The sequence below is a fragment of the Saccharopolyspora sp. 6V genome (assembly GCF_020176785.1).
Lineage (GTDB): Bacteria > Actinomycetota > Actinomycetes > Mycobacteriales > Pseudonocardiaceae > Saccharopolyspora_C > Saccharopolyspora_C gregorii.
Genome location: NZ_JAIUKB010000050.1, coordinates 46,989 through 60,059, shown reverse-complemented (window position 1 = coordinate 60,059; position 13,071 = coordinate 46,989). Strand labels below are relative to the sequence as shown.

The window sequence follows — 13,071 nt, the reverse complement described above, 5'->3', positions numbered from 1 at the left end:
GGTCGGCGCCGCGCTCAGAACAGCACCCACAGCACGATCGATTCGACCAGGTAGGCCAGCACGCAGCAGGCCGCGACGAGCAGCCCGCGCCGCACCGCTCCCGGCGCCGCGCCCTTGGCCAGCGCCACCGCGGTCCCGGCGACGAAGGCCAGGCACACCGCGAGGAAACCACCGAGCAGCAGCCACAACCCGACGCCCAGCACGCAATCCGGCGCGGTGCACACCGCGCCCGGGCCACCCGCGAGGTACGGGCTCAACGCGCGCTGCGCGAAGAAGAGGACGAGCACGCCCAGCACCGCGCCGCCGAACGCCACCAGCGGCGTCAGCAGCGCGGTCGCCGGGCGTGCACCGGTCATGTCAGTTCACTCCGCGGGCAGCGCCGGCGGGGTGCCGGTCCGCTCGTAGTCGGAGAGCAGGTCGATGCGGCGCTGGTGCCTGCCGCCTTCGAACTCGGTGCCGAGGAACGCCTCGACGATCTCCTCGACCTCCTCGACGGAGTGCATCCGCGCGCCGATGCCGGCGAGCAGCGCGTTGTTGTGCTGGCGGGCCAACTTCGCGGTGTCGACGTTCCAGGTCAGGGCCGCGCGGGCGCCGGGGACCTTGTTGGCGGCGATCTGCTCGCCGTTGCCGGAGCCACCGATGACCAGCCCGAGGCTGCCCTCGTCGGCGACGACGCGGCGAGCCGCCTCGACGCAGAACGGCGGGTAGTCGTCCTGGGCGTCGTAGGCCGCCGGGCCCACGTCGGTCACCTCGTGGCCGCGCTCGGTCAGCCACGTGACCAGGTGGTTCTTGAGGTCGAAGCCTGCGTGATCGGATCCTAGGTAGACGCGCACGCAGGCAGTGTGCCAAACGCCCCACCGCCGTCCCGCACCCTGGTTACGGTTCCGCCATGACCCGGATCAGCACCATCCGCTCCGACCAGGGCGAGCACGGTCCCGCCACCTCGGCCCCGCCCGCGACGGCGGTGCCGTCGTGATCGGGCGGTGGGTGACCGTCGGGGAGGCGGTGTGGGTCCGGCGGTACGCGGAGCTGGACCTCGGCACCGGGCTGGTGCTGGGTGCCGAACGCGCGCTGGTCGTCGACACCCGCGGCGACCAGCGGCAGGGCGCGGAGCTGGCGGCGGCGGTGCGGGCGAAGACGGCGCTGCCCTGCGAGGTCGTGCTCACCCACGGCCACTTCGACCACTGCTTCGGCACGGCAGCGTTCCGGCCCGCCCCGGTCCACGCCCACGAGCGCTGCGCCACCTACCTGCGCGGGCACGCCGAGCGGCAGCGCCGCGAGTGGAGCGCGCATTACCGGGACGAGGGACGCCCGGAGGTCGCGGCGGCCTTGGAGCGCACCGAGGTCGTCCCGCCGGACCGGCCGGTCGGCGACCGGACCGAACTCGACCTCGGCGGCCGGCGGGTGCGGCTGCACCACTTCGGCCCCGCGCACACCGACCACGACCTGGTGGTCGAAGTGCCGGACGCGGCCGTGGTCTTCGCCGGCGACCTCGTCGAGCAGGGCGCCCCGCCGGACTTCGAGGACGCCCATCCGCGGACCTGGCCGGACGCGCTCGACGCGCTGCTCGCGCTGCGCCCCGAGGTCGTCGTCCCCGGCCACGGGGAACCCGTGGGCGCGGCGGACGTGCGCGCCCAGCGGGACGAGCTGGCCCGGCTGGCCGCGCTCTGCGCCGCCCACGAGCGGGGCGAGCTGACCACCGCGGAGGTGCTGCGCGACTCCCCGTACCCGGCCGGCACCACCGAGCACGCCCTGCGCAGCCACCACTAGTCCGTTCGGCCGCCCGCGCTGGGCTGAACGGAGCCAATTCCGCCCCCAGGGGCACCGATCGCCGATCGCGGACGTCATGCTCGGCAACGGCCGGAGAACCCCCGGCCCACCACCCGCACAACGGCACTGCGCTGGGGCGATCTCGACGGTTGTGCGGCGAACAACACCTGGGAGGCGACGGTGTCCAGTCCGGACCAGTCCGATGCGGCGCGGCGGCAGCAGCTGCAGGCGAGCAACGACGCGTTGCGCGGCCAGATCGACGGCATGCTCGCGGACCTGCGCCGCCGCACGGCCGAGATCCAGGAGAAGCAGTCCGAGGCGGCGGCCAAGACCCACGAGGTCACCTCCGAGGACGGCGTGATCACCGCGCGGGTGGACGCGACCGGCACCCTGGAGCAGCTGCTGCTGTCCCCGAAGGCCTTCGAACGCACCACCCCGGAACAGCTGGCCCGCACCATCACCAGCGTCGTCCGCGAGGCCACCGGCAGCGCGCAGCAGTCGCTGCAGTCGGACTTCGCCTCGCTCGCCGAAACTCCCGAACTGCCGGACCTGTTCGCCGGCGCCCCCTACCTGGCGGACTTCATGCCCAGCAGCGGCCCGCTCGTCGCCCCACCCGACCCGGCCGCGGAACGCGCCGCCCGCACCGGCAAGCAGTCGCCGAAGCCGCAGCGGGAGCGCCCCGCCGATGACGACGACGAACCGCCGCAGTCGTTCATGACGGAGGGGCGCTGGTGAGCGACCGGATGCGGATGCGCCCGGAGGAGATCCGGGCGGGGGGCACCCGCATCGGTGCCGCCGGGGACCGGTTGGACGAGGTCCTCAAGCAGCTCAAGTCCAGCCTGGACGGCGAAGGCGAGTGCTGGGGCGACGACGAGGCCGGGCAGAAGTTCGCCGAGACCTACGTCAAGAACAGCACCGACGTCACCGACGGCATCGGGAAGCTCGCCGAAGCGCTCGGCAACATCATGGACAACCTCAAGGCCACCGCCGACGACACCGAAGGCCGCGACGCCGAGTCCGCCTCCGACATCGCGAACGTGCCGCAGAGCTGACAACCGGCCCGCGGGCCGAAGATCGACTGGGGAGTCGTACCGCGATGAGTCTCGAGATGCCCGACGAGGTCAAGTGGCTGCTGCCGATCGTCGTCGGCCAGTCCTGGCCGGAAGGTGACGAGGACGCGCTGCGCCGCCTCGCCGACGCCTGGCGCGCCGCGGGCGACGGCGTCGAAGGCGTCACCACCGACGCGAACGGCGGCGCCACCCAGTCGCTCAGCGGCATGGAGGGCCAGACCCACGACGCGTTCGAACAGCTGTGGAAGGACATCGGCGACGGCGGTGCGGCCGCGCTGCCCAAGATCCAGGAGGCGTGCGAGCAGCTCGCGCAGGGCTGCGACGACGCGGCGCTGGACGTGGAGCACACCAAGCTCACCATCATCGCCTCGCTGATCGCGCTGGCCATCCAGATCGCCGCGATGATCGCGAGCGCGGCGTTCAGCTTCGGCGCGTCCACCGCGGGCATCCCCATCGCCCAGGGCATCACCCGCACCGTGGTGATGCAGATCTTCAAGCAGCTGGTGCTGAGCATCGCCAAGAACGTCGCCATCGAGGTCGCCACCTCCGTCGCCATCGAGGCCGCGGTGCAGGGCGTCCAGATCGCCTCCGGCGAGCGCAAGGGCCTCGACGGCGGGAAGTTCAAGGACGCCGCCATCAGCGGCGCCATCAGCGGCACCGTCGGCGGCGTCTTCGAGGGCGTCGGCAATGTCGCCGCCCGCAAGGCCGCGGGCGCCGTCGGCGACGCCGCGGGGGACGCCGCCGGAACCGCGGCGGGCGCGGCCGGGCGGGCCGCCGGGGACGCCGCGGGCGATGCGGCGGGCAGCGCGGCGAGCGCCGCTGGGCGGGCCGCGGGCGATGCCGCCGGAGCCGCCGGGGAGAGCGCCGCGAAGAACGTCGGCGCCGAAGCCGTGAAGGGAGCGGCCACCGGCGCCGCGCAGGGCGCCATCGGCAGCGCCGCCGAACAGCTCATCACCGAAGGCGAGATCGACTGGAGCGACGTCGGCAGCGGTGCCCTGTCCGGCGGGGCGATGGGCGCCGGGATGGGCGCCGGGGGCGCCGCGCTGTCCAACCACTTCGACACGCCGGACGTGCCGGACACGGGTGGGGCCGGGGAATCCGGGGACGGCTCGGGAGCTTCGTCGTCGAGCAGCTCGGCCTCGGGTGGTTCGGCCTCGGGCGGTTCGGACGGGGGCGGTTCGGACGGGGGCGGTTCGGACGCGGGCGGTTCGGACGCGGGCGGTTCGAGTCGGAGCGAATCCGGCTCCGGATCGGGCGGCTCGGATTCGGCCGCGGACGGCGGCTCCGGCGGATCTCGTTCGTCCATTGAGGACATGTTGTCCGGTGATTCCGGGGCCGGATCGGGAGATTCAGCCGGGTCGGCGAGCAGCGGCTCGTCGGGAGGCTCGGATTCCGGGGCGTCCGACGGTTCGGACTCGGGGGCGCACGGGGACGGTGGGCAGTCGGGCTCCGGCGGCGACTCCGGCTCCGCGGCGGAGAGCGGGTCCGGCCAGAACGGATCCGACGGCGGCTCCACGCGCACCGCCGAATCCGACGGCGGCGCGACGCGATCCGCGGACTCCGACGGCAGCACCGCACGCGGAACGGACTCCGATGGCGGCCGCGCCGCGGATTCGGACGGCGGCGCGACGCGCTCCGGGGACGCCGACGGGAGTTCCGCGCGGTCCACCGACTCCGACGCGGGCGCGCAGCGCACCGGCGCCTCGGACGGCGGCTCCGCTCGCGCTACGGACGCCGACGGCGGGTCGGCGCGCACCTCCGACGCCGACGGGACGACCACCCGGTCCACCGATTCCGCGGGCGCGCACTCCGATGACGGGTCGACGCGATCCGCGGATTCCGACGGCGGGTCGGCGCGGACGGCGGATTCCGGCGGTGCTCCGCGTGCGGAGGACGGCGGTGCGTCCCGTGCCGCCGCCCCGGACGGTTCCGGTGCGTCCCCGCGGGCGGACTCCGCCGGTTCGGACGCGGGGAGCTCGAGCGGCTCCGGCGGCGCGGCGGATTCCGGGACGCGCGGCGACGGTGCGGGCTCGTCGGTCGCCGCCGGTTCCGGTGGCAGTCCGGGCGGCGCCGGTGCGGGTGCGGCTTCGCACGGCGGCGCGGATTCCGCGCACCGCAACCAGCCGGGGAACAACGGCCCGGCGAGCACGGCTTCCGCGTCCAATGTGGACGCACCGGCACGTCCGGCGGATGCTCCGACGGGTTCGGCCCCCGCGCCGGGCACGCCCGCTCGCGGTGATCAGAGCAGCTCCGTGGGCGGCGGCGCGATGGGCGGTGCCCCCGCAGGTGGTGCCCCAGCAGGCGCTCCCGGTAGCGCGGGCGCCGCGGGATCGGGCGGGTCCCGTCCCGGCGCGGGCGGTGGCTGGACCGGGACGTCCGGCACGCCAGGTGCCGCGGGCCGCCCGATCGGCGGCGACTCGCCGGGGCCCGGCGGCCCGCGCGGCGAACGCGCACCGGCGGCTCGGGGCGCGGCGGAGGCACCGGCCTCGCCGCGGTCCGGCAGGCACGCCCAGCCCGCGGACGTCCCCGGACAGCGCTCGACGCCGCACTCCCCCGAGGGCCCTCCGGGCCGATCGCGCCCGGACGGCGCTGCGAGCCCGGCACGACCGGACGGACCGCCGCGGACGAACGGCCCGGCAGGCGAAGCACCCGTGCGCGCCGATGCACCGGCAGCAGGCGGCCCGCAGCGGTCCGACACCCCGGGAGCCCCGCCGAGGACGGACGGCCCGGCGCACCGAACCGATTCTCAGCACCACGCCACCGAGCCCCACCGCACCGGCGACGCGGGGACGGGTCCCGCGACCAGGCCGGACGCGGCTGCGCCGCCGCGCACTGCGGACGCACCGGAATCCGGCGGACCGAACCGGCACGACCGGCCGCACACCGACTCCGGCGGCTCGGAGTCGCCGCGGGCGGACGGCCCCGACACCACGCACGCCGGAGGCGCCGCACCCCCGGACGGCCCGGCTCGACCCGAGACGCCGGCGCACGACGCCGCCGAACCGCGCCCGGACCGCCCGCACGAGGCCCCCGAGCCGCACGACGGCCCGAACCGGCAGCAGGACACCGATCAGCGTCCGCACGACGCCGACTTCCCGCCCGACCGGGACGCCGATCCGGGCACTCCCGAACGGCAGCACCAGCTGGACCAGGCGGAGTCGACCCGCGAGCACACGCCCGGCGGCTCCTCCTACCACCACGACCCGGGCATGCGGGACCTCGCGCAGCGCGTCCCCGACGACGGCGTCCACCACACGGTGGACGTGCACGCGCTGCCGGACGGCCGGATCCGCGTCGGTGATCACGCGTTCAGCGCGCAGGAGTTCGCGGACGTGCTGCGCCGCGACCCGAACTGGGACGGGAAACCGCTGCGCCTGCTGTCCTGCGACGCGGGCACCAGCGGACTCGCCCGCGACCTGGCCCACGAGCTGGGCGTGCCCGTCACGGCCCCGCGCGGCCTCGCCTGGACCGACGGCGGCGGCCGCGTCTTCGCCTCCGACCTGGGACCCGACGGCCGTCCCGGCTGGCCCCCGAACGGCGGCTGGGACACCCACCACCCCGACGGCACCCACACCCCCGCCGGCACCGACGGCTTCCACCCCACCCGAGACGGCGAAGACCCCGGCCCAGCCCCGGACGACGCGGAGAGCCGGGGAGACAACGAGGACCGTTTCGAGTCTCATCGACGACCGCACGTACCCTCGGACATCGCTTTGGGCCAGGAGCTGGAACGCGTTGGCGCCCAGGACGACACCCGCCATATCGACTACGAAGGCGGCGTCATCACTCATATCGACGGTTCTCCCGTCCACCAATACGTGCGCGACTCCGTCGAATCACGCCAGCAAGGAATCCAGAATGCCGTGGAGGACAATTTCAAGGGCGGCAAGCTGAAGAGAGATGCCCCGCACACTGACGAGAACGACGTCCCCTACACCAAGAGGTCCCTCGGCAAGGTTCGTGCCGCCGTCAACGCCGTTGCAATCGATCGACGTACCGGCGTGGTAGCGGAGGGAATCAATGGAACACCGGACAAGACGCCCCTGAACAGGGATCTGCATCCCGAGCTGCGAAAGCACATCGCGGCGATGAGCGGCAACCCTGCACAAACCGATCTGAGCGACATTCCCCAATCCGAATTCCCGCACCACGACACCCCACAGCGCCATGCGGAAGTCAAGGCACTCAACGAGCTCATGCGAACACGGGAGAAGATCACCGGGGATTCCATCGATTCACCCGAGAAGTTCCAAGAATTCCTCGATGACGTGTATGTCGATGCTCGCTTCACCTTCAAAGACGAGCCGCACGACATTGCCACGTGCTGTGCTAACTGCGCCCGCATCGTTTCCGGCCCCGACTCGCTGCCCGCCAACAAGCACGATGAAGCCGACCTGTCCGCAGGGGCGACGATGGCGCCAGGCGGATACACCATTGGGGAAGACCCTGAAAGAAAGGGTTCGCGCGAACGTGTTCCGACTGAAGTGGCGAACCCGGACTACCATGAACCACTGGGCCGGCAAAATGCCGCCCGAAAGGCCAGATGACGCAAGGGGAAAGAATGCTCCGAGTCCGCGAAGATGAACTTGACGAGGGCCCCGAAGGACGTGTCCACTACCAAGGACAACCGTTCACCGGAGCAGAGGAGGACTCTTCGGAAGACGGCACGCTGCTGTACTCCACCGAGTACGCGGACGGCCTCCAAGAAGGTCTCGACCGCGAGTGGTACCCGGACGGCAACCTCAAATCCGAGGGCGCCTTCCACCGCGGATCTCCGACGGGAACGCACCGCACCTGGCGACCGAACGGGACGATCGCAACCGAGGTGGACTTCGCCGAGGGCGGGCAGCTGATCCGCCGCAGAACTTTCAGCGCGACTGGAGATCTCGTCGCGGAAGAAACGAACTGAGCCGGTCCACCGCGCGCCAGGGGGTCAACGGGTACGGGCGACTGCGTCCCCACTTCGCCGACGCACGGTGCTCCGGCGTGCACTGAGCTTCTCCGGCCGGGTCGGCCCACGTGCGGGAACGGATCAGAGGACACGATGACGAACCTGGAACTGGACCCCGTCGAGCAGAAGGCGCTGCTGGACGAGGTCACCGACCTCGTCCAGCGCTCCGCACCGCAGGACTGGAGCCGCCTCGCCGTCGAGTACAAGGCGATCGGACGCCACGTCCAAGTAGGCGCGGGGGCGAAGAACTCGGCGGGCGAACTGGTCCAGTGGGCACCTCCGGAGGAGGTGTGGAACCTGCTCTGGCGCCTGCGCGTCGGCATGCACCGGCCACGCCTGGGCACCTGGTTCTCCCCGTTCTACCGGCTGAACCCACCCGCCGACTTCGAGATCGTCTACAACCGGGACAACCCACCGCAGTGGCACGACGAACCACCGTTGCGCGCGTACACCGACGAACAGGCCATGTTCCCCCGGGACGAGCCGAACCTCCCGGCGTGGTTCGCCGACAAACTGCGCGCAGCGGAGAAAGCGAGCTGATCCGCCCCGGCACTCGCGCGGAGCCGAGCAGCGGGGAGGACCGCCGTGGGTGAGGTTCGCGTCGACGAGGACGACATCGAGATGGATCCCACCGGTCTGGTCTTCCACCGCGGCGAACCGTTCACCGGCGTCGTGGTGGAACGGTCCGCGGACGGCGAACTCGTCTCCACCCGCTCGTACTTCGCCGGATACCCCGACGGCCCCTACCGGGAATGGCGGTCCTCGGGACGGCTGCGGAAGGACGGCCGGATGCGGGACGGCAGGTCCGTCGGCAGCCACCGCGAGTGGCACGCGAACGGCCGCCTCGCCGAACGGCGCGAGTTCGACGCCGCCGGGAACCTCGTGCGCCACGAGCGGTGGGACCGCGGCGGAAACCTCGTCGTGGAGCCGACCGGGCGCCGGTGACCGGAGCGGGCGCGCTCAGGTGCCGCGGGCTTCGGCGCGGCCCAGCCGGTCGGCGGTGCGCGTGGTCTCCGGCAGGCGGTAGTGCGGGGTGAGGCGCAGGACCAGCTCGCACGCCTCGTCGAGGGTGCAGCGGTGGCCGACCGAGACGAACACCGGCTTCACCGCGCGGCGGGTGCGCAGCGCGGCGCCCACCGGTTCGCCGTCCAGCAGCAGCGGAGCCCGATCACCGCGTTCCGGGCCGGGCGGGTCGTAGCGGCCCAGCGCGGTCTTGCCGACGCCGACGCTCGGCAGGTCCGTGAGCACCCCGAGGTGGCAGGCCAGCCCGAACCGCCGCGGGTGCGCCAGCCCCTGCCCGTCGCAGACCAGCACGTCCGGCTCCACCTCCAGCCCGGTCAACGCGGCCAGCAGCGGCGGTGCCTCGCGGAACGCGAACAGGCCCGGCACGTACGGGAATGCGACGCGGGACCGCACCACCGACCTGTCCACCACGGACAGCTCGGCGAGGTCGAGCACCGTGACCGCCGCGATCACCTCGTCGTCGTCCGCGCCGTAGGCGACGTCCAGCCCGGCGGCCGTGCGGACCTCCGCGGGGAACCCGTCGAACCGCACCTCCGACCGCAGCCGTTCCTGCACGGCGACGGCCTCCGCCTCCGCCGACGGCCACTCGTGCCACTCCCGGACCTCGATCACGCCACCAGGTTAAGCAGCGGGAGCCGGCGGGGTCAGGTGCCGGTCCAGCACTCGTCGAGCCGAGCGCTCGCCTCCTCCTGGGACATCCGCCGGACCTCGGTCTCGGGGAGCCGCACCGTGTTGATCAGCAGGTCTCGACCGGGAGCGGTCCGGAGCGCCGGGCCGGTCGTGCGCGGCTCACCGGAGGATGGCCTTGACCTCCAGGAATTCTTCGAGGCCGTGCCTGCCGAACTCGCGGCCGTTGCCGGACTGCTTGTAGCCGCCGAACGGGGCGTTCGGGTCGACCGCGCCGCCGTTCACCGCGACCTGCCCGGTGCGCAGCCGCCGCGCCACCGCCAGCGCCCGCTCGTCGGAGCCGAAGACGGCGCCGGACAGGCCGTACTCGGAGTCGTTGGCGATCGCGATCGCCTCCTCCTCGTCGCGGTACGGCAGGATCGACAGCACCGGGCCGAAGATCTCCTCGCGGGCGATCGTCATGTCCGGGGTGACCCCGGTGAACACGGTGGGGCGCACGAAGTAGCCGGTGTCCAGCCCCTCCGGCGCGTCCGGCCCGCCCACCGCCACCGAGGCTCCTTCGGCGATGCCCTGGCGGATGTAGTCGACGACGCGGTCGCGCTGCACGTCCGAGACCATCGGACCGATGCGGGTGGTCTCGTCCGCGGGGTCGCCGACGGTGTACTTGGCGACGGCGCCGACCGCGAGCTCCACCGCCTCCGCGTAGCGGGATTCGGGGACGAGCATCCGGCTCAGCGCGTTGCAGCTCTGACCGCCGTTCGGGAAGCAGCCCGCGGCGCCCAGCTTCACCGCCTTCGCGAGGTCCGCGTCGTCGAGGACCACGTTCGCCGACTTGCCGCCGAGCTCCAGCGCCACCCGCTTCACCGTCCGCGCCGCCACCTCCGAGACGCGGCGACCGGCGCGGGTGGAACCGGTGAACGACACCATGTCCACGTCGCGGTGCGCGGCCAGCGCCTCCCCCACCACCGGGCCGGTGCCGTGCACCAGGTTGAACACCCCGGCGGGCAGCCCGGCCTCCGCGACGACCTCGGCGAAGATGGCGGCGGTGAGGGGGGCGACCTCGCTGGGCTTGAGCACCACGGTGCAGCCGGCGGCGAGCGCCGGGGCGACCTTCGCCACCACCTGGTGCAGCGGGTAGTTCCACGGCGTGATCGCCGCGACCACCCCGATCGGCTCGCGCACGATCAGCGAACCGCCCGCTTCCTCGGTCCACTCGTAGCCCTGGTCGAGCAGGTCGGCGATGCCGCGCGAGGTCGCCACCGGCACGCTCGCGTGCACCTGGGTGGCGAAGGTGATCGGCGATCCCATCTCGGCGGTGACGGTCGCGGCGATCTCGTCGCGGCGGCGCGCGATGCCCTCCGAGATGCGGCGCACCGCGGCGGAACGCTCCTCGACGGGGCGCGCGGCCCAGTCGTCGAAGGCGGCGCGGGGCGCGGCGACCGCCGCGTCCACTTCCTGAGCCGTTCCGGCGGGAACCGAACCGATCACCTGCTCGGTGGCCGGGTTGACCACCTCGATCCGCTCCCCGGTTCCGGCGACGTAGTCGCCACCGATCACGTGGTCGGTCCGGCTGGTCGTGGGCGCCGCCATGAGTTCCTCCGGGAGATCGATGATCGGGCTTCCACCGAGCCTGGCACACCCCGGAACGCGCGCGCACCCTCCGAAGATCGGAAATTTCGGGCGGGCGGCGAGCCGGAACGCCGGTTCAGGACAGCCGCTGCAGGAACGCGGCCACTGCGGCGCCGAACTCGGCGGGCAGTTCGACCGGCGGCGTGTGCCCGCACTCCAGCAGCACGGGTTCCGGCGCGTCCAGCGCACGCGCGAGCTCACGCGCGTGCTCCGGGGTGCGCGCGGTGTCGAAGCGGCCGTGCACCACGAGCGCGGGCAGTCCCGCCAGCTCGCCGAGCCGCGGGAGCAGGTCGGTGTCGCGCTGGCTGCGCAGCACCGCCAGCACCGCCTCCCGGTCGAGCCCGGCCGGATAGGCGTCGAGGAGTTCGGCGACGGCCGCGGGTGGCGGCAGGTGCACCGAGCGGCGCGCCACCGCCCGCCACAGCTCGGGTCCCCAGTTCCGCGCGACGCGGTCGATGATCGCGTCCACGTCGCCGTGGCCGCGCATGTTCGCGCCGCTGTCGCAGCAGAGCACGCCGCGCACCGCCGGAGCGTGCGAGGCCCGGTCGTGTAGCGCGGCGCACAGCGCGATCACCGCACCAGTCGAGTGCCCCAGCAGCACCACCGGCCCGTGCTCCGCGGCCGTTTCCGCGACCCGCTCCCCGAGCCGCGCCACCTCGTGCGGCCCGGGCCATTCGAGCCACGGCGCGACGAGCACGTCGGTGCCGGTCGCCTCCGCCAGCCCGTCGAAGATCACCGGGTCGCACATCGTGCCCGGCAGGCACAGCAGCGCCGGAGCACCGGGCGTCCGCGCGCCCGACCGCGTGATCACCACCTTGGCGCCCACCGCGACACCCCCACCGGCCCGAACATCCACCGACCCGAACACCACTGGCCCGAACACCACCGAAGCCGGGACGCTACAGCCGCGATCCCCGTCCTGTCAGCGGCGAAACCGCTGCGCCGACGACCAGCGCACCCGCGGGTTCGCAGCGGCCGCCTCGCGAGGACGGCGATGTCTCCGGTGGCGCGGAGCCACCGGAGACGTCGGGCCCGCGGCGAGATGACCGCCGAGGCTCCGCCACCCGACCGCCGGGCGACCGCAGCCGGGGATCAGTCGAAGCGCGGGGATTCGGTCCGGGTCCGCTTGAGCTCGAAGAAGTACGGATATCCGGCCAACGTGCGCGCCGCGTCGAACAGCTCGCCCGCCTGCTCCCCGCGCGGGATGCGGGTGGTGATCGGGCCGAAGAACGCCACCCCGTCCACGTGGATGGTGGGGGTGCCGACGTCGTCGCCCACCGGGTCCATCCCGGCGTGGTGGCTGGCGCGCAGCTTCTCGTCGTAGTCGGTGACCTCGGCGGCACCCGCCAGCGACGCGGGGAGCCCGACCTCGTCCAACGCGGCGGCGACGACCTGCTCGAAGTCCTTGTTCCCCTCGTCGTGGATCCGGCGCCCCAGCGCCGTGTACAGCGGGCTGAGCACCTCCTCGCCGTGCTGCTCGGCGGCGGCGATCGCGACCCGGACCGGGCCCCACGCCCGCTTCATCAGGTCCTGGTACTCCGCCGGGAGGTCCCGCCCCTCGTTCAGCACCGCCAGGCTCATCACCCGGAAGTTCAGGTCGATGTCCCGGACCTGGGCGACCTCCAGCATCCAGCGGGACGAGACCCAGGCGAAGGGGCAGGCCGGGTCGAAGTAGAAGTCGACCTTCGGACGCTCGGTGCTCATGGACGAACCCTCCACAGTGCTCCGTGCTCCGTGCTCCAGCACGGAGATCGATCGGCGCGGGCGGACGCCCGCCACCCGTACAACCCGGCACGGCCCGCCGCTCTTCCCGTTCGGCCCGAACGAGTGTGGAATGTGCCGGTATTCCCGGATGAACGGCGCCCGAGCCGCGAATTCCCCGGAATTCACGGGCTCGCCGACACGCCCGGCGGCGATGATCAGGCGTCGGGCGGCACGGCCGCGCCCCGGCGTGATTGGATTTCCAGCGCCCCGCACCGGCGCGGATCGTCCGGTGCGCCA

13 protein-coding genes are annotated in these 13,071 nt (G+C 73.3%); 7 read left to right on the top strand and 6 right to left on the bottom strand.

From position 1 onward, the window contains the following. Positions 1–14 precede the first annotated feature (14 nt). Together LCD35_RS10930 and LCD35_RS10925 are read right to left on the bottom strand one after the other, a co-directional pair. Positions 15–356: a hypothetical protein gene (locus tag LCD35_RS10930; RefSeq protein ID WP_224960887.1), complete on the bottom strand. Its 342-nt coding sequence runs from the start codon at positions 354–356 to the stop codon at positions 15–17. 6 nt (positions 357–362) lie between these two features. Further along, positions 363–833: a ribose-5-phosphate isomerase gene (locus LCD35_RS10925; protein ID WP_224960886.1), complete on the bottom strand. Its 471-nt coding sequence runs from the start codon at positions 831–833 to the stop codon at positions 363–365. Positions 834–972: 139 nt separating this feature from the next. Between LCD35_RS10925 and LCD35_RS10920 the strand changes: the two genes are divergently transcribed. The 7 genes from LCD35_RS10920 (at position 973) to LCD35_RS10890 (ending at position 8,736) form a co-directional block, all read left to right on the top strand. Further along, complete coding sequence (locus tag LCD35_RS10920) at positions 973–1,770, top strand: MBL fold metallo-hydrolase (protein ID WP_308012518.1); 798 nt, start codon at positions 973–975, stop codon at positions 1,768–1,770. 180 nt (positions 1,771–1,950) lie between these two features. Continuing rightward, on the top strand, positions 1,951–2,505 hold the full coding sequence (locus tag LCD35_RS10915) for a YbaB/EbfC family nucleoid-associated protein (protein ID WP_224960884.1): 555 nt from the start codon (positions 1,951–1,953) through the stop codon (positions 2,503–2,505). Then, positions 2,502–2,822, top strand: a complete 321-nt coding sequence (locus LCD35_RS10910) for a WXG100 family type VII secretion target (RefSeq protein WP_224977859.1) — start codon at positions 2,502–2,504, stop codon at positions 2,820–2,822. Before LCD35_RS10915 ends, LCD35_RS10910 begins: the two co-directional genes overlap by 4 nt. Before the next feature lie 44 nt (positions 2,823–2,866). Further along, positions 2,867–7,387, top strand: a complete 4,521-nt coding sequence (locus LCD35_RS10905) for a YwqJ-related putative deaminase (RefSeq protein WP_225044124.1) — start codon at positions 2,867–2,869, stop codon at positions 7,385–7,387. 14 nt (positions 7,388–7,401) lie between these two features. After that, positions 7,402–7,749 (top strand): toxin-antitoxin system YwqK family antitoxin, encoded by a 348-nt coding sequence (locus tag LCD35_RS10900; protein ID WP_225044123.1) that lies wholly within the window; start codon positions 7,402–7,404, stop codon positions 7,747–7,749. Positions 7,750–7,884: 135 nt separating this feature from the next. Then, a complete protein-coding gene (locus LCD35_RS10895) occupies positions 7,885–8,331 on the top strand; it encodes a hypothetical protein (protein WP_224959375.1) in 447 nt (148 codons plus the stop codon). A 45-nt stretch (positions 8,332–8,376) separates the two neighbouring features. Beyond that, positions 8,377–8,736 carry a toxin-antitoxin system YwqK family antitoxin gene (locus tag LCD35_RS10890; protein WP_224959374.1) on the top strand — a complete coding sequence of 120 codons (360 nt, stop codon included), beginning with the start codon at positions 8,377–8,379 and terminating at the stop codon, positions 8,734–8,736. A 15-nt stretch (positions 8,737–8,751) separates the two neighbouring features. Here LCD35_RS10890 and LCD35_RS10885 read toward each other — a convergent pair whose 3' ends face one another. From LCD35_RS10885 to LCD35_RS10870, 4 genes are all read right to left on the bottom strand, one after another. Continuing rightward, entirely contained in the window at positions 8,752–9,423 is a 672-nt protein-coding gene (locus LCD35_RS10885) for an endonuclease V (RefSeq protein WP_224959380.1), read from the bottom strand. Between the two features lie 180 nt (positions 9,424–9,603). Then, positions 9,604–11,031 (bottom strand): aldehyde dehydrogenase family protein, encoded by a 1,428-nt coding sequence (locus tag LCD35_RS10880; protein WP_225044122.1) that lies wholly within the window; start codon positions 11,029–11,031, stop codon positions 9,604–9,606. A 115-nt stretch (positions 11,032–11,146) separates the two neighbouring features. Continuing rightward, on the bottom strand, positions 11,147–11,896 hold the full coding sequence (locus tag LCD35_RS10875; RefSeq protein WP_225044121.1) for an alpha/beta fold hydrolase: 750 nt from the start codon (positions 11,894–11,896) through the stop codon (positions 11,147–11,149). Positions 11,897–12,162: 266 nt separating this feature from the next. Continuing rightward, on the bottom strand, positions 12,163–12,774 hold the full coding sequence (locus LCD35_RS10870; protein ID WP_224959370.1) for a DsbA family protein: 612 nt from the start codon (positions 12,772–12,774) through the stop codon (positions 12,163–12,165). Between the last annotated feature and the right edge of the window lie 297 nt (positions 12,775–13,071).